The sequence below is a fragment of the Novosphingobium sp. TH158 genome (assembly GCF_002855555.1).
Taxonomy (GTDB): Bacteria; Pseudomonadota; Alphaproteobacteria; order Sphingomonadales; family Sphingomonadaceae; genus Novosphingobium.
Genome location: NZ_PKRT01000001.1, coordinates 225,046 through 239,508 on the forward strand (window position 1 = coordinate 225,046; position 14,463 = coordinate 239,508).

At 65.1% G+C, this 14,463-nt stretch carries 16 protein-coding genes, 1 tRNA gene and 1 other RNA gene; 14 read left to right on the top strand and 4 right to left on the bottom strand.

Features of this window, described 5'->3' with window-relative positions:
- Window positions 1-6 precede the first annotated feature (6 nt).
- The 7 genes from C0V78_RS01245 to C0V78_RS01270 all read left to right on the top strand — a co-directional run bounded on the left by C0V78_RS01245 (window position 7) and on the right by C0V78_RS01270 (window position 5,942).
- Window positions 7-285, top strand: a complete 279-nt coding sequence (locus C0V78_RS01245; protein WP_101796069.1) for an ETC complex I subunit — start codon at window positions 7-9, stop codon at window positions 283-285.
- A gap of 46 nt (window positions 286-331) precedes the next feature.
- Window positions 332-426, top strand: an RNA gene (gene ffs, locus C0V78_RS01250) — signal recognition particle sRNA small type.
- Window positions 427-493: 67 nt separating this feature from the next.
- Window positions 494-2,293, top strand: a complete 1,800-nt coding sequence (locus C0V78_RS01255; protein ID WP_101796070.1) for a DNA polymerase III subunit gamma/tau — start codon at window positions 494-496, stop codon at window positions 2,291-2,293.
- Complete coding sequence (locus C0V78_RS01260) at window positions 2,290-2,631, top strand: YbaB/EbfC family nucleoid-associated protein (protein WP_101796071.1); 342 nt, start codon at window positions 2,290-2,292, stop codon at window positions 2,629-2,631. The genes C0V78_RS01255 and C0V78_RS01260 overlap by 4 nt, the downstream gene beginning before the upstream one ends.
- 106 nt (window positions 2,632-2,737) lie before the next feature.
- The gene (locus tag C0V78_RS14825; RefSeq protein ID WP_158241446.1) at window positions 2,738-2,905 is read left to right on the top strand and encodes a hypothetical protein; all 168 of its coding nucleotides are present in this window, start codon (window positions 2,738-2,740) and stop codon (window positions 2,903-2,905) included.
- A gap of 111 nt (window positions 2,906-3,016) precedes the next feature.
- Window positions 3,017-5,410: an endopeptidase La gene (lon, locus tag C0V78_RS01265; RefSeq protein ID WP_101798125.1), complete on the top strand. Its 2,394-nt coding sequence runs from the start codon at window positions 3,017-3,019 to the stop codon at window positions 5,408-5,410.
- 259 nt (window positions 5,411-5,669) lie between these two features.
- Window positions 5,670-5,942 carry an HU family DNA-binding protein gene (locus C0V78_RS01270; RefSeq protein ID WP_101796072.1) on the top strand — a complete coding sequence of 91 codons (273 nt, stop codon included), beginning with the start codon at window positions 5,670-5,672 and terminating at the stop codon, window positions 5,940-5,942.
- Between the two features lie 197 nt (window positions 5,943-6,139).
- Here C0V78_RS01270 and C0V78_RS01275 read toward each other — a convergent pair whose 3' ends face one another.
- Together C0V78_RS01275 and rlmB are read right to left on the bottom strand one after the other, a co-directional pair.
- The gene (locus tag C0V78_RS01275; protein ID WP_254049777.1) at window positions 6,140-7,042 is read right to left on the bottom strand and encodes a hypothetical protein; all 903 of its coding nucleotides are present in this window, start codon (window positions 7,040-7,042) and stop codon (window positions 6,140-6,142) included.
- Between the two features lie 43 nt (window positions 7,043-7,085).
- On the bottom strand, window positions 7,086-7,898 hold the full coding sequence (gene rlmB, locus C0V78_RS01280) for a 23S rRNA (guanosine(2251)-2'-O)-methyltransferase RlmB (RefSeq protein WP_101796073.1): 813 nt from the start codon (window positions 7,896-7,898) through the stop codon (window positions 7,086-7,088).
- Between the two features lie 147 nt (window positions 7,899-8,045).
- On the opposite strand from rlmB, the gene C0V78_RS01285 reads away from it, so the two are divergent.
- The 3 genes from C0V78_RS01285 to pssA all read left to right on the top strand — a co-directional run bounded on the left by C0V78_RS01285 (window position 8,046) and on the right by pssA (window position 9,769).
- Window positions 8,046-8,131, top strand: a tRNA-Tyr gene (locus C0V78_RS01285).
- 91 nt (window positions 8,132-8,222) lie between these two features.
- Entirely contained in the window at window positions 8,223-8,969 is a 747-nt protein-coding gene (locus C0V78_RS01290) for a phosphatidylserine decarboxylase (RefSeq protein ID WP_101796074.1), read from the top strand.
- Entirely contained in the window at window positions 8,966-9,769 is an 804-nt protein-coding gene (gene pssA / locus C0V78_RS01295) for a CDP-diacylglycerol--serine O-phosphatidyltransferase (protein ID WP_101796075.1), read from the top strand. Before C0V78_RS01290 ends, pssA begins: the two co-directional genes overlap by 4 nt.
- Here the strand turns inward: pssA and C0V78_RS01300 are convergent.
- Window positions 9,720-9,977, bottom strand: a complete 258-nt coding sequence (locus C0V78_RS01300) for a hypothetical protein (RefSeq protein WP_101796076.1) — start codon at window positions 9,975-9,977, stop codon at window positions 9,720-9,722. The two genes, pssA and C0V78_RS01300, sit on opposite strands and share 50 nt — an antisense overlap.
- Window positions 9,978-10,366: 389 nt before the next feature.
- Between C0V78_RS01300 and rpsB the strand changes: the two genes are divergently transcribed.
- Both rpsB and tsf read left to right on the top strand, forming a co-directional pair.
- Window positions 10,367-11,155: a 30S ribosomal protein S2 gene (gene rpsB, locus C0V78_RS01305; protein ID WP_101796077.1), complete on the top strand. Its 789-nt coding sequence runs from the start codon at window positions 10,367-10,369 to the stop codon at window positions 11,153-11,155.
- A gap of 85 nt (window positions 11,156-11,240) precedes the next feature.
- Window positions 11,241-12,167, top strand: a complete 927-nt coding sequence (gene tsf / locus C0V78_RS01310) for a translation elongation factor Ts (protein ID WP_101796078.1) — start codon at window positions 11,241-11,243, stop codon at window positions 12,165-12,167.
- A 54-nt stretch (window positions 12,168-12,221) separates the two neighbouring features.
- On the opposite strand, the gene C0V78_RS01315 is transcribed toward tsf, so the two are convergent.
- Window positions 12,222-13,079 carry a metallophosphoesterase gene (locus C0V78_RS01315; protein WP_101796079.1) on the bottom strand — a complete coding sequence of 286 codons (858 nt, stop codon included), beginning with the start codon at window positions 13,077-13,079 and terminating at the stop codon, window positions 12,222-12,224.
- 74 nt (window positions 13,080-13,153) lie between these two features.
- On the opposite strand from C0V78_RS01315, the gene pyrH reads away from it, so the two are divergent.
- Window positions 13,154-13,873 carry a UMP kinase gene (gene pyrH / locus C0V78_RS01320; protein WP_101796080.1) on the top strand — a complete coding sequence of 240 codons (720 nt, stop codon included), beginning with the start codon at window positions 13,154-13,156 and terminating at the stop codon, window positions 13,871-13,873.
- 4 nt (window positions 13,874-13,877) lie between these two features.
- Window positions 13,878-14,435 carry a ribosome recycling factor gene (frr, locus tag C0V78_RS01325; protein ID WP_101796081.1) on the top strand — a complete coding sequence of 186 codons (558 nt, stop codon included), beginning with the start codon at window positions 13,878-13,880 and terminating at the stop codon, window positions 14,433-14,435.
- The last annotated feature ends 28 nt before the right edge of the window (window positions 14,436-14,463 follow it).

Genomic DNA, 14,463 nt, shown 5'->3' on the forward strand with positions numbered 1-14,463 from the left:
TTCGCCATGCCCGCACGTATCTATCAGCGCCCGAAGAACGCCATGCAGTCTGGCAAGGCCCTGCTTGACCAGTGGATCCTCGATTTCGTGCCTGCCGAGGCGAAGCGACCCGATCCGTTGATGGGCTGGGCCGGTTCCGGCGACACGCAAACGCAGGTGACCCTGCGCTTCGACAGCCGGGAAGAGGCCGTGGCCTATGCCGAAAAGCACGGCATTGCCGCCACCGTCCACGCCACTCCGCCGCGCCGCCTGAAGCTTCAGGCCTATGCGGACAACTTCCGCTGATCGAATTGAGGCTTGCGTAATCGCAGGCCTCTAGCCATATGCGCCTCCGGGAGTCGGTCGGACGCTTGCGTCCGCCAACCTGGTCAGGTCCGGAAGGAAGCAGCCACAACGGGTTGCGGCGGGTCGGCCGGCTCCTTTTTCATCGGCCTGCGGAAAGCGGCGGATTCACCCTTCGACAATCCGGCGGCGAATGCCTAACTAGGCAGCGATGACCGATTCCACCGACATCTTCGGCGAAGAGCCTGAAGGCGAGGCCGCGCCCTCTGCCGCCGAGCTGGAGGCGGCGGGACAGGAATCGATGTTCGGCGCCCCGGAACCTGCGGCAGCCGCCCCCGTGGCCTCGGCTCCCGCCGCAGCGACCAGCACCACCACCAGTGCCGCGCAGCCCTATCGCGTGCTGGCGCGCAAGTACCGTCCGCAGACTTTTGCCGAACTGATCGGCCAGGATGCCATGGTGCAGACCCTGGCCAATGCCATCCGGCGCGACCGGCTGGCCCATGCCTTCCTGATGACCGGTGTGCGCGGGGTGGGCAAGACGTCCACCGCGCGCCTGATTGCCAAGGCACTCAACTGCGTGGGCCCGAATGGGCAGGGCGGGCCGACTATCGACCCTTGCGGCCAGTGCGAGCCCTGCACGGCGATTGCCGAGGGGCGGCACATCGACGTGATCGAGATGGACGCCGCCAGCCACACCGGCGTGGACGACGTGCGCGAGATCATCGAGGCGGTGCGCTATGCCGCCGTTTCGGCGCGCTACAAGATCTACATCATCGACGAAGTCCACATGCTGTCTCGCAATGCATTCAATGCCTTGCTGAAGACACTTGAGGAACCGCCGGCACACGTGAAGTTCCTGTTTGCGACGACCGAGGTGGACAAGCTGCCGGTCACGGTGCTGAGCCGCTGCCAGCGCTTCGACCTGCGTCGCATTCCGGCGGAACTGCTCGCCAGCCACTTCGCCCGCGTCTGCGAGGCCGAGGGCGTGGCCGCCGATCCCGAAGCCCTGTCGATGATTGCTGCCGCTGCCGAAGGTTCGGTGCGCGATGGCCTTTCCATCCTCGACCAGGCGATTGCCCATGCCGATCTTGGCGGTTCGGGGAGGGTAACGCCGGATCAGGTGCAGGACATGCTGGGCCTGGCAGACAAGTCGGCGCAGCGCCGCCTGCTGGGGGCATTGCTCTCTGCTGATGCCAACAGCCTGCTGGACCTGGTCGACGCGCAGTTTGCGCTGGGGGTCGAACCGCTCTCGCTGATGCGCTCGCAGATGGACCTCGTCCACCGGATCACCGTGGCGCAGGTTGGCCGCACCGGTGCCGATGCCATTTCGCCCGAGGAACGTGCGGCGATCGAGGAATGGGCCCAGGCGCTTTCGCCGGGCCAGTTGCACCGCTTGTGGCAATTGCTGCTCAAGGGGCATGACGAGGTGCGGTCCGCGCCCGATCCGCTCGCTTCGGCGCAGATGGCGCTGTTGCGGGTGATGCACGCTGCCGACCTGCCCGATCCCGGCACGCTGGCGCGCCATCTGCAGGATGCCGTGGCCCGCGGCGCTGCTGCCATCGCCGCACCTGCCGGAGCCGGTGGCGGTTCTGCCCCTGCCGCCGCCGCTCCCGCAGCCTCGACCGACTGGGCCGGGCTTTGCGACAAGGTGGAACAATCCGGCCAGCTGCGGATTGCCCAGATCATGCGCGATTGGGTGCGGATCATCGCCTTTGCCCCGCTTTCGCTGACCTATGCTCTGGTAGAAGGCTATCCCGGTGACCCGACCAGCGAACTGCGCGACGGGCTGCTTCGTGCGACGGGTGAGCGCTGGGAAGTGACGCGCGGGGAAGGGGAGGCCATGCCCTCCATGCGCGAGATTGCCGAGGCCGCGCGCGAGGCGGAAGACGCCGCGATGCGCGCTTCGCCGCTGGTGGAAGCCGCTCTCAAGGCTTTCCCCGGCGCGGAATTTGTTGAAGAGGACCAGCCCCGCGACCATCGCGGGCGGGCAAACCGGAGCCGTTACGCATGAAGTCGATGGAAGAGATGCTCAAGGCCGCGCAGCAGGCTGCCGAGACCATCCAGAAGCAGATGACCGAAGCCCAGACCAAGCTTGACCAGATCGAGGTCGAGGGCGTTTCCGGCGGCGGTCTGGTGAAGATCCGCTGCACGGCCAAGGGCCGCGTGGTTGGCGTTTCCGTCGATGACAGCCTGATGCAGCCGAGCGAAAAGCAGATGCTGGAAGACCTTGTCGCCGCCGCCTTCAACGATGCGCGGGTCAAGGCCGATGCCGCCAGCGGCGCGGAAATGGAGCGCATCCAGGGCTCGATGGGCCTGCCGCCGGGCTTCAAGCTTCCCGGCATGGGCTGAACCGGGCGGGAAATTCCGGTTAAAGTTTACAACAGGTAACTCGGGGTTTTTACCCGGTATTCACCACTGGAACGCATTGCTGGCCTCCCCACCGGAGACGTGAGCAATGACTGGAATTTCTTTTCTGGCGATGGCCGGCGGCCTCGTCGTTCTGGGGCTGATGCCCCTGCCTAAGGACAAGCAGCTGGCCAAGGCCTCGCAGGGTGCGGGTGCCGCGCTGTTTGCCGGGGGCCTGCTGGGAGTTTTGTGGGAAATCGTGCCCGCCGTGGCGTGAATTGCGCCCCCATCCACAAGCCATCGCCTTCGCGCCATTGCGTGACAGGGGGGGCAATCCCATATCCCTCGCCAAGCTCCGGTTCATGAGTGATCCGGCACAGGTATGGATATGGAAATGAATCTGCTCCCCTTGCTCCCGCTGCGCGACATTGTCGTTTTCCCCGGCATGGTCGTGCCGCTGTTCGTCGGTCGCGAAAAGTCGGTCGCGGCGCTGGAATCGGCCATGGCCGGCAACAAGGACATCTTCCTCGTCGCCCAGCTCGACCCCGGCTGCGACGATCCGGCGGACGAAGACCTTTACGATATCGGCGTGATCGCCACGGTGCTGCAGCTGCTCAAGCTGCCCGATGGCACGGTGCGTGTGCTGGTAGAAGGCCAGCAGCGCGCGCGGCTCGAACGTGTCGGCGAAGAGGGTGACATGATGGTCGCCCAGGTCGAAAAGCTCGAACCGGTAAGCGCCGCCGGCAGCGAAGCCACGGCGATGATGCGCACGGTGGTCGAACAGTTCGGCGAATATGCCAAGCTCAACAAGAAGCTTTCGGCCGATGCCGGGGCCAACTTTGGCGAAATCACCGATGCCGCCTTGCTCGCCGACGGCGTCGCCGCGCAGATCGGCGCCAAGGTGGCCGACAAGCAGGCGCTGCTTTCCGAAGAAGACCCGATCAAGCGCATGGAAATGGTGCTGGCCTTCATGGAAGGCGAGCTTGGCGTGCTGCAGGTGGAACGAAAGATCCGCGGCCGCGTGAAGCGCCAGATGGAAAAGACCCAGCGCGAATATTACCTCAACGAACAGCTCAAGGCGATCCAGAATGAGCTGGGCGGCGGCGAGGGTGACGACACCAACGAGATTGCCGAGCTTCAGGAAAAGATCGACACGCTCAAGCTGTCGAAGGAAGCGCGCGCAAAGGCGCAGGGCGAGCTGAAGAAGCTCAAGACCATGCAGCCGATGAGCGCCGAGGCAACCGTCGTGCGCAATTACCTCGATGTCCTGCTCGGCCTGCCCTGGGGCAAGAAGTCGAAGCTGAAGAAGGATATCGCCCGCGCCCAGACGATCCTCGATGCCGATCACTATGCGCTCGAGAAGGTGAAGGACCGCATCGTCGAATACCTTGCGGTGCAGGCGCGGACCAACAAGCTGAAGGGGCCGATCCTGTGCCTCGTCGGCCCTCCGGGTGTCGGCAAGACCTCGCTGGGCAAGTCGATCGCCAAGGCCACCGGGCGCGAGTTCATCCGCCAGTCGCTGGGCGGCGTGCGCGACGAGGCGGAAATCCGCGGCCACCGCCGCACCTATATCGGCTCGCTGCCGGGCAAGGTGATCACCAACCTGCGCAAGGCGGGCACCAGCAACCCGCTGTTCCTGCTCGACGAGATCGACAAGCTGGGCCAGGACTATCGCGGCGATCCGGCATCGGCCCTGCTCGAAGTGCTCGATCCCGAACAGAACGCGAAGTTCCAGGATCACTACCTCGAGGTCGATTTCGACCTGTCGGACGTGATGTTCGTCTGCACGGCGAACAGCCTGAACCTGCCGCAGCCGCTGCTCGATCGCATGGAGATCATCCGCCTCGAAGGCTATACCGAGGACGAGAAGGTGGAGATCGCCGAACGGCACCTGGTGGCCAAGCAGGTGGAATCGCATGGGCTCAAGCCGGGCGAGTTCACCCTTACCACCGAAGGCTTGCGCGACCTGATCCGCTATTACACCCGCGAATCCGGCGTTCGCACGCTGGAACGCGAGATCGCGCGGCTGGCCCGCAAGAGCCTGCGCCGCATCCTTGAAGGCAAGGAAAAGTGCGTGACGATCACGCCCGAGAACCTTGCCGATTTCGCCGGGGTGCGGAAGTACCGCTTCGGCGTTTCGGAAGAGGAGCACCAGGTCGGTGCCGTTACCGGCCTTGCCTGGACCGAGGTTGGCGGCGAGCTGCTGACGATCGAAAGCGTCACCGTTCCCGGCAAGGGCGCGGTGAAGACCACCGGCAAGCTTGGCGAAGTGATGAGCGAAAGCGTGCAGATGGCCTTCAGCTTCGTGAAGGCGCGGGCCCCGGCCTATGGCATCAAGCCCTCGATCTTCAATCGCAAGGACCTGCACATCCACCTGCCCGAAGGCGCAGTGCCCAAGGACGGTCCCTCGGCCGGCATCGGCATGGTCACGGCCATGGTCTCCACGCTCACCGGCATTCCGGTGCGCAAGGACATTGCCATGACCGGCGAGGTGACGCTGCGCGGCAGGGTGCTGGCGATCGGCGGCCTGAAGGAAAAGCTGCTGGCGGCCCTGCGCGGCGGCATCAAGACGGTGCTTATCCCGGAAGAGAACCGCAAGGACCTTGTCGAGCTGCCCGCCAACATCAAGGAAGGGCTGGAAATCATCACCGTGTCCCATGTCGACGAGGTGCTGGCCCTGGCGCTCACCGCCAAGCTTGAGCCGGTGGAATGGACCGAGGAAGACGACCTCGCCAGCCAGCCCGCAGCCGCCCATCCGACGGCGACCCGGACCGCGCACTGACCGGCCTTCGGGCCGATTGTGCCATGCAACTGATTCTTGCTGCAATGCGGCGACTCACGCCGGATTGCAGCAATTTCGGCCCTCTGCGGCATTGCAAGACCCCGATTGGCGCAAAATTGGCGTTTTTTCGGGGATAATGGCGGGTCAGGACAGCGCTTTCGCTTTGACAGCGAGGGCAAAAATCGCTCAATTCCGCCGCACTTCGAGGCGAAATCCAAGAAGCTCAGGTTTCAACCAGAAAAGGTAGGGGGTTCCCGAAATGAACAAGAACGATCTTATCGGTGCAGTTGCTGATGCCAGCGGCCTGACCCGCAGCGACGCCACCAAGGCTGTCGAAGGCGTCTTCGACGCCATCACCGGTGCCCTCAAGAAGGGTGACGAAGTTCGCCTCGTCGGCTTCGGCACCTTCTCGGTCGCCAAGCGCAAGGCTTCGACCGGCCGCAACCCCCGCACCGGCGAGCCGATGTCGATCAAGGCTTCGTCGCAGCCGAAGTTCAAGGCTGGCAAGGGCCTCAAGGACGCCGTCAACTAAGACGCGTTCGCAGGCCCGTCGCCTCGGCCTGCACACAAGGATCGGGCCGCAATCGGGTAAACCGGTTGCGGCCTTTTTCTATGCCCGCTCGCGCTGTCGCCAAGCCGGCCTGGCGCCAGCAGTCACCTTCCGGCGCAAGCCAGAGCCGCCGTCAACCGGCAATGCAACAGGGCAGGGGAAGGGGCGGTTGAGCCCCCTCAATTCGCCAGCTTGACCAGCGCGGTCGGTGTCGCGGTCGTCCGGACGTTGACCTTCCATTCCAGCATTTGCCCGGTCGTGCCCGGCTTCGCGCCCTCATCGGTATTGTTGGCGAGGATCTGGCCGTTGGTGGTCAGGGTGAAGGTGCCCTCCATCTCCGGGCCCTTGGGCATCTTCTCGGACTTGCTGAGCGTGCTCAGTGCGCCCATGCCCATGGCCTGGGCCATCGGGTTGGTCGTGCTGCCCGGATTGAAGCCCGGCGCGTCGATCCGCACCGTGCCGTCATTGCGGCGCAGTACCTGAACGAAGGTATTGGTGGTGGGGAACTTCTCGATGATCGGGAAGATGAAATCGTGGTCCACCTTGCCGGCAATGGCGTAGTCGACGTCGAACAGGCCGTCGCCCTTGTAGGTCACGGCCTTCCAGCCGGCCTGACGGCGCAGGCGTCCGGCAAATTCCTCGATCGACTTGGGATCGGTCGGATCAAGGCCGCCAAGCGCCGCCTTCATCTCTTCAAGGTCCTTCTTTTCCCGTGCCGCGCTTTCCTTGCGCGCTTCTTCCCAGTCGAGCTTCTGTTCGGCCAGTTCCTCCGCCGTACAGGGCCGTTCCTTGGGTTCGGCAAAGGTGTCGTCTTCCTCTTCCGCGCCCTTTTTCTTCGACTTGGCCGGGGCGGGCGATTCGTAATCGTAGCAGGGCGATTCCTTGAACTCGCTGTTGCGCTTGTCCATCGCGGCCAGCTGCGCCAGCCCGAACATCGAAATCTCGCCCTTGTAGGTAAAGGTGAACTGCCCGTCCTTGCGCAGGTCGAGCGCCGAGACGAACCGGCCCGGCGTGAGCAGGCAGGCCGAAAGGGTGAGGGCAAGGGCGACAATCGCCCCTACTGCGCCGATGCGCTTCATCATGCCTGTTTTCACCCTGTTCCCTCCTGCCTGTGTTCGGCGCAGCCTATCCTCTTGTTGCCACGGCATAAAGGGCAATTGCGGCAGCGTTGGAAACATTCAGGCTTTCCATCGCCTCGCTGATCGGCAGGCGGGCCAGCGCATCGCAGTGCTGCTGCACATTATGCCGCATGCCTTCGCCTTCGGCGCCCAGCACCAGGGCGACCGGCCCGGCGGGCAGGGCCTCTGCCAGGGTATCGCGCGCTTCGCCGGCAAGGCCGATGCGCCAGTAGCCTGCCTCGGCCACTTCCTCCAGCGCGCGGGAAAGGTTCACCACCCGCACCCAGGGCACCACTTCCAGCGCGCCCGATGCGCTCTTGGCGACGACACCCGATTCGGGCGGGGCGTGCCGGTCCTGCGTGAGGATGGCGCAGGCGTTGAAGGCCGCCGCCGAGCGCAGGATGGCGCCGACGTTGTGCGGATCGGTCACCTGGTCGAGCACCACCAGCGGCCGGGCCGGATCGCCATCGAGCACTTCGTCGAGGAACAGTTCGGGCAGCGGTTCGCATTCCAGCACAAGGCCCTGGTGCGGCGCATCGCGCGCGACGAGGCGGGCAAGATCGAGCGGCTGGGCCCATTCCACGGGAAAGTCGCTGGGCAGTTCGCCATCGAGCGAGGCAACGCCTTCGCGCGTGGCCCAGAGCTTGCGGTGCTGGCGTTCGGGGTTCTTCAGCGCGGCTTCCACCGCGTGGCGACCCCACAGGCGCACCGCGCCGCTTGATGCGCGGCCGCTGCCGCGTCCGCCCTGCATCCGTCCGGCCCGGCCCCGCAGCGCCCGCTTGTTGCGACCGGCATCCGGCCCGCCTTTTGCCCTGTTCATTTGTCCCTCTGTGTGAAATTCCTGCCGCTCATGCCCGCAGGGCCATTGACAGGCAAGCCTTGCTTGGGCATTGGCGCGGCCTCTCGGCCGGACAGCCCCTTGCGGGGATGAATTAACGGGGAAACCCGTCACCGGCGGCACTGGTGTGGACAGGTGGCCGAGTGGTTAAAGGCAGCAGACTGTAAATCTGCCCGTGCAAGCGTACGCTGGTTCGAATCCAGCCCTGTCCACCACCGCCCTCCAGCGAACCGACACCAAGGTCCTTTCCCGGCATTCGACAGCTATGGGTTGTTACATTTGTCCATAGCGCCTAGATGAACGCCAATGTCTTCTAACCTGACTGACAATCGCGGCCGCGGTGAAGCATCGTGGCAATGGCCGAGCGTTCACCCCGAAGGTCGCAAGTTCGCCCTTATTGCCGGGGCCGCCTCGGTGTTCGCCGCCTTCATGGCCTGGGAAACCGTGGCCTGGCCGCTCGGCGCGCTGGTGCTGGGCATCCTCGCCTTCTTCCGCGATCCCCCGCGCGTCACGCCGCAGGGCGACGGGCTGATCGTTTCGCCGGCTGACGGGCTGGTCACGCTGATCCGCAAGGTTCCGCCGCCGCCCGAACTGGCCCGCACCGACGGCACGGGCGAGGGGCTGGGCGAAGCGCCGCTGACGCGCATTTCGATCTTCATGTCGGTGTTCGATGTGCACATCAACCGTTCGCCGATCAGCGGCACGGTGCGCCGCGTGGCCTATATTCCGGGCCGTTTCCTCAATGCCGATCTCGACAAGGCGAGCGATGAGAACGAGCGCCAGCACTGGCTGGTAGAACGCAGCGACGGGCTTGCCATCGGTTTCACCCAGATCGCCGGGCTGGTGGCGCGGCGCATCGTGCCCTTCCTCAAGCCGGGCGAGCAGGTTGCCGCCGGCGGCCGCATCGGCCTGATCCGCTTTGGCAGCCGGGTTGACGTTTTCCTGCCCGAAGGCACCGAATCGCGCGTGCTGGTCGGCCAGAAGGTGATCGCCGGCGAGACCGTGCTGGCCGAAGTCGGCTCGCAGGCACTGATCGAAGGGCAGCGCCAGTGAACGGGCCCGGGCAGGGGCGCGACAAGCTCGTGCGCCTGCCGCGTGGGCTGACGGTCCGCACGCTGGTTCCCAATGCGATTACAGCCGCCGCGCTGGGCTTCGGCCTCACCGGCATCCGCTTTGCCATCACCGGGCAGTTCGAGCAGGCGGTCCTCGCTGTGCTGCTGGCCGGACTGCTCGACGGGATCGACGGCCGCATCGCCCGCCTGCTCAAGGGGCAATCGCGCTTCGGTGCCGAGCTGGACAGCCTGGCGGACAACGTTTCCTTCGGTGTCGCTCCGGCGCTGATCCTGTTTCTGTGGTCCTTGCAGGACCTGCCGCGCCTCGGCTGGTTCGCCAGCCTGGTCTTCGCCATCTGCTGCGCGCTGCGGCTGGCCCGGTTCAATGCCCGGATCGATGTGGAAGAGCAGCCGCACAAGTCTGCCGGCTTCCTCACCGGCGTTCCTGCACCGGTCGGGGCGGGGCTTGCCCTGCTGCCGATGTTCCTGTGGTTCGTGACCGAACGCCCCGAACTGCGCGAACCGGCGGTCGTCGGCATCTGGCTCGTGGCGATCGCCTTCCTCATGATCTCCAGCGTCGCCACGCTTGGCTGGGGCAAGCTGCGCCCGCGCCGCGGCATCCGGTTGTGGCTGGTCATGGCGCTGGGCATGATTGGCGTTGCCCTGCTGACCGAACCCTGGCTCACCCTGATCGGGATCTGCGTGATCTACCTTGCGCTGCTGCCCTATGGCATCTGGTCCTATTCGCAGGTCAGGCGGCGGCGCGCCACGACTGCGGCACCAGAGCAGCCTTCCGCCTGACCGGCAGCACGCTGACCGGTGCCGGCAGGCGCCGCACTTCAACCGTCGTAACCCGCCAGGTCACTTCCCGCATCGGATCCCCTGCGGCCATTTCCGCGCGCAGTGCCCGCAGGCGGGGCAGGGCCTGCGCGATGCTGGCGGCGATCACGGCGAGGGCGAAGCCGCCGGTGGCGACAAACAGGGCGGAAAGCAGCAGCTGGGCAGTCATGATCACTTCACCTCTTGCCTGTTCGCCATGCTGTGGCGAGACTATTGAAAGCCTGTGGACAACCTGGTGATTCGCTTTGGCGGATCGGCGGTTTTCCGTGTTCTTGAAAGCAATGTTCTCTATTTGTTCCATCGTGTCAAGCGATTTGTTCCGCTTGCCTCTCTGCGCGCCGTTCCCGCCGGGTGGCTGCCAGCGCCTGCACATGCGCTTTTGCGCTGGATTTGCGCGGCCAATGACGCTAAGGGCGCGGCCGTTCGCAGGGAATCGCGGCCATTCGGGCCGGGAGGACAGGCGGGCTAATCCACACGGGATGCACACATACCGGTGCCTTGGCGGGAGCTCCGCCTGGTTCCAGCGTCCCGGAGGTTCGAACCGGAAAGGAATTACCTATGGCGGCTCCTGTCGTCACCATGCAGCAGCTTATCGAGGCCGGCGCTCACTTCGGCCACCAGACCCACCGCTGGAACCCGCGCATGAAGCCCTACATCTTCGGCGCGCGTAACGGTGTCCACATTCTCGACCTGTCGCAGACCGTGCCGCTGATGGCCCGCGCGCTCGACTTCATCGACGCCACCGTCCGCGCTGGCGGCAAGGTGCTGTTCGTCGGCACCAAGCGCCAGGCTCAGGAGCCGATCGCCCAGGCCGCGCGCGCTTCTGGCCAGCACTTCGTCAACCACCGCTGGCTGGGCGGCATGCTCACCAACTGGAAGACCATCTCGGGCTCGATCAAGCGCCTGAAGTCGATGGAAGAGCAGCTTTCGGGCGACACCTCGGGCTTCACGAAGAAGGAAGTCCTGCAGATGACCCGCGAGCGCGACAAGCTTGAGCTGTCGCTCGGCGGCATCCGCGACATGGGCGGCATTCCGGACGTGATGTTCGTGATCGACGCCAACAAGGAAGAGCTGGCGATCAAGGAAGCCAACGTCCTGGGTATCCCGGTCGTCGCCATCCTCGATTCGAACGTCTCGCCCGATGGCATCGCGTTCCCGATCCCGGCGAACGACGACGCCAGCCGCGCGATCCGCCTGTATTGCGAGGCCGTGGCCGCCGCTGCCCGCAAGGGTGGCCGTGAAGCCGTGGTCGATTCGGGCGTCGATGTCGGCGCGCTGGAAGTGGCACCGGTTGAAGAAGCCGTGGTATCGGTCCCGGCCGAGGAAGCTCCCGCAGCCGAAGCCTGATCTTCGGATCGGCCTCGTCACACAAGTGTAGCGCGCCGGGCCCATGGGCCCGGCCGCGATATTCCAATTCAAGAGGACTAGTCATATGGCTTACACCGCCACTGACGTGAAGAACCTGCGCGAGCGCACCGGCGCCGGCATGATGGACTGCAAGAAGGCGCTCGACGAATCGAACGGCGATTTCGAAGCCGCGGTTGACGCTCTGCGCGCCAAGGGCCTTGCCGCCGTCGCCAAGAAGTCGAGCCGCACGGCTGCCGAAGGCCTCGTCGGCGTTGCCGTCGAAGGTACCAAGGGCGTCGCCGTCGAAGTGAACTCGGAAACCGACTTCGTCGCCAAGAACGACCAGTTCCAGGACTTCGTGCGCAAGACCACCCAGGTCGCGCTCGGCCAGTCGTCGGACGACGTGGAGGCACTCAAGGCCGCAGCCTATCCGGGCGGCGGCACGGTTGCCGACACGCTGACCGCCAACGTTGCCACCATCGGTGAAAACCAGCAGGTCCGCCGCATGAAGACCGTTTCGGTCGCGAACGGCGTTGTCGTGCCCTACATGCACAACGCCGCTGCGCCGAACCTCGGCAAGATCGGCGTGCTCGTCGCGCTCGAATCGGAAGCTCCGGCTGCCGTTCTCGAACCGCTTGGCAAGCAGATCGCCATGCACATCGCGGCGGCTTTCCCGCTGGCGCTGTCGGCTGACGACCTCGATCCCGAACTGCTCGCCCGCGAGCGCAAGATCGCTGCCGAAAAGGCCGCTGAATCGGGCAAGCCGGCGGAAGTCCAGGCCAAGATGGTCGACGGTGCGGTTTCCAAGTACGCCAAGGAAAACGCCCTGCTCAGCCAGATCTTCGTCATGGACAACAAGACCCCGATCCAGCAGGTCGTTGACCAGGCCGGCAAGGAAGCCGGTGCCAAGATCGTGCTGAAGGACTACGTCCGCTTCCAGCTCGGCGAAGGCATCGAGAAGGAAGTCAGCGACTTCGCGGCCGAAGTGGCTGCGGCTGCCGGCCTGAACTGATCGTTCGGCACAGCAGGATTGCGGGGCTCGGAACTTCGGTTCCGGGCCCCGTTGCTATTTGGGCCCGCGCACCGTCACCAGCCACATGTCGGGCACGGCGAGGAAGCGGAAGGGCAGCACGCTGGTGCCAAGGCCGGCGGTGACGATCACCGTCTTGCGCCCCTCGACGATCCTGCCGCAGGCATAGCGATCGCCATAGTTCGACATATAGGCCGGTGATCCGCCCCACGGCCACTGGATCTGCCCGCAATGGGTATGCCCGGCGAGGGTGAGGGGGATGTCATCCGGCAGGCTGGGGACAACATCCGGCCCATGGCTGAGCGCGACGATGGCGCCGTGATCGGCGGGTGCCTTCGCGAAGGCGCGGGGATAATCGGAGTGCTGGCTCATGTGATCGCCGACGCCGACGATGTGCAGCGGGCCGATCTGCGCCGATTCGTTCAGCAGCACCCTCGCGCCGATGTGGCGCAGTTCGCGGATGCCCTCTTCGGCATTGCGCCAGTGATCGTGATTGCCCAGCACCGCGATCGTCGCGATCCGCGGCTTGAGCGCGGCCAGCGGGGCCAGCGCGTCGCGGTATTGGTAATGGTGCAGGGCGAGCGTCCGGTCGGTGATGAAATCGCCGGCCAGCATCACGTAATCGGGCTTCAACGCATTCACCTGGGCGACGATGCGCGCCAGCCGGCTGGGCGGCATGTCGGGATCGGCAACGTGAAAGTCGGAAAGCAGGGCGATGGTCAGCGGCGGAGCATCCTTGGCCAGCCCGGGCAGCACCACTTCGGTGCGCCGCACGACCGGATCGGCCATCGTATCGCGCCAGGCAATGATCGAGCAGGGAATGCCGACCGCAAGCACCAGGTACCTGAAGGCGCGCATCTTGTTGTTTCGCACCCAGCCAAGTGCCTTGCGCACAGTCACTCCCTTTACCTCGCATCACCTAGGCGGTAACGCCGCCGCACTCGTAGGAAACCGGAATCACCATCGCAATGGCCACTGGCAAATACAAGCGCGTCCTGCTGAAGCTTTCGGGCGAAGTGCTGATGGGCAACCAGCAGTTCGGCATCGATCCCGAATTCGTCGCCGAGCTGGCGAAGGAAGTTAAGGCGGCCAAGGACAGCGGGCTGGAGCTTTGCCTGGTCATCGGCGGCGGCAACATCTTCCGCGGCATGGCCGGTGCCGCCAAGGGCATGGACCGCGCCCAGGCCGACTACATGGGCATGCTGGCCACGGTGATGAACGCGCTGGCCATGCAGAACGCGCTTGAGCAGCTTGGCGTGCCAACCCGCGTGCAGTCCGCCATCGAGATGGACAAGGTGTGCGAACCGGTGATCCGCCGCCGGGCAGAACGCCACCTTGAAAAGGGCCGCGTGGTGATCTTCGCCGCGGGCGTGGGCGCGCCCTATTTCACCACCGATTCCGGCGCGGCGCTGCGGGCTGCCGAAATGCAGTGCGATGCGCTGCTGAAGGGGACTTCGGTCGATGGCGTCTATGACAGCGATCCCAAGTCGAACCCGCAGGCCAAGCGTTACGATACAGTCGATTACGACACGGTCCTGGCAGATAACCTGAAGGTTATGGATGCCAGCGCCGTGGCGCTTTGCCGCGATAACAACATTCCCATCGTCGTCTTCTCGATCCGCGAAAAGGGCAACCTCGCCCGAGTGCTGGCCGGAGAAGGCACGCAAACCATCGTGAAGAAGGGGTAAGGCCATGGCCAAGTACGACAAGGCGGATCTGGAACGCCGCATGCAGGGAGCGGTCGAATCGCTGAAGCACGACCTCGCCGGCCTGCGCACCGGTCGCGCGAACACCACGCTGCTCGAGCCGATCACGGTAGAGGTTTACGGCGCGCATACGCCGCTGAACCAGGTCGCCTCGATCTCCGCGCCCGAACCGCGGATGCTCTCGGTGCAGGTCTGGGACAAGTCGAACATCGGCCCGGTAGAGAAGGCGATCCGCTCGGCCGGTCTCGGGCTCAACCCGATCAACGATGGCAACACCCTGCGCCTGCCGATCCCCGACCTGACCGAGGAACGCCGCAAGGAACTGGCCAAGCTGGCCGGCCAGTACGCCGAAAAGGCGCGCATCGCGATCCGCAACGTCCGCCGCGACGGCATGGAGAACCTGAAGGCCGATGAAGCCAAGAAGGAAATCTCCGAGGACGATCGCAAGCGCGCCGAAACCGAGGTGCAGAAGCTTACCGACGACATGATCAAGGCTGCTGACGAGGCGGCGGCGGCCAAGGAAAAGGAAATCCTCGGCAAGTGAGTTCGTCGCGCGCTTCGGGCGAAAGGCG

Coding starts and splice junctions, on each gene's coding strand:
- rlmB (WP_101796073.1), bottom strand. CDS start 7,898: ATGAACAGGGCAAAAGGCGGGCCGGATGCCGGTCGCAACAAGCGGGCG.
- rpsB (WP_101796077.1), top strand. CDS start 10,367: ATGGCGGCTCCTGTCGTCACCATGCAGCAGCTTATCGAGGCCGGCGCT.
- C0V78_RS01275 (WP_254049777.1), bottom strand. CDS start 7,042: ATGATGAAGCGCATCGGCGCAGTAGGGGCGATTGTCGCCCTTGCCCTC.
- pyrH (WP_101796080.1), top strand. CDS start 13,154: ATGGCCACTGGCAAATACAAGCGCGTCCTGCTGAAGCTTTCGGGCGAA.
- C0V78_RS01300 (WP_101796076.1), bottom strand. CDS start 9,977: ATGACTGCCCAGCTGCTGCTTTCCGCCCTGTTTGTCGCCACCGGCGGC.
- C0V78_RS01255 (WP_101796070.1), top strand. CDS start 494: ATGACCGATTCCACCGACATCTTCGGCGAAGAGCCTGAAGGCGAGGCC.
- C0V78_RS01245 (WP_101796069.1), top strand. CDS start 7: ATGCCCGCACGTATCTATCAGCGCCCGAAGAACGCCATGCAGTCTGGC.
- tsf (WP_101796078.1), top strand. CDS start 11,241: ATGGCTTACACCGCCACTGACGTGAAGAACCTGCGCGAGCGCACCGGC.
- frr (WP_101796081.1), top strand. CDS start 13,878: ATGGCCAAGTACGACAAGGCGGATCTGGAACGCCGCATGCAGGGAGCG.
- lon (WP_101798125.1), top strand. CDS start 3,017: ATGGAAATGAATCTGCTCCCCTTGCTCCCGCTGCGCGACATTGTCGTT.
- C0V78_RS14825 (WP_158241446.1), top strand. CDS start 2,738: ATGACTGGAATTTCTTTTCTGGCGATGGCCGGCGGCCTCGTCGTTCTG.
- C0V78_RS01290 (WP_101796074.1), top strand. CDS start 8,223: ATGTCTTCTAACCTGACTGACAATCGCGGCCGCGGTGAAGCATCGTGG.
- C0V78_RS01260 (WP_101796071.1), top strand. CDS start 2,290: ATGAAGTCGATGGAAGAGATGCTCAAGGCCGCGCAGCAGGCTGCCGAG.
- C0V78_RS01270 (WP_101796072.1), top strand. CDS start 5,670: ATGAACAAGAACGATCTTATCGGTGCAGTTGCTGATGCCAGCGGCCTG.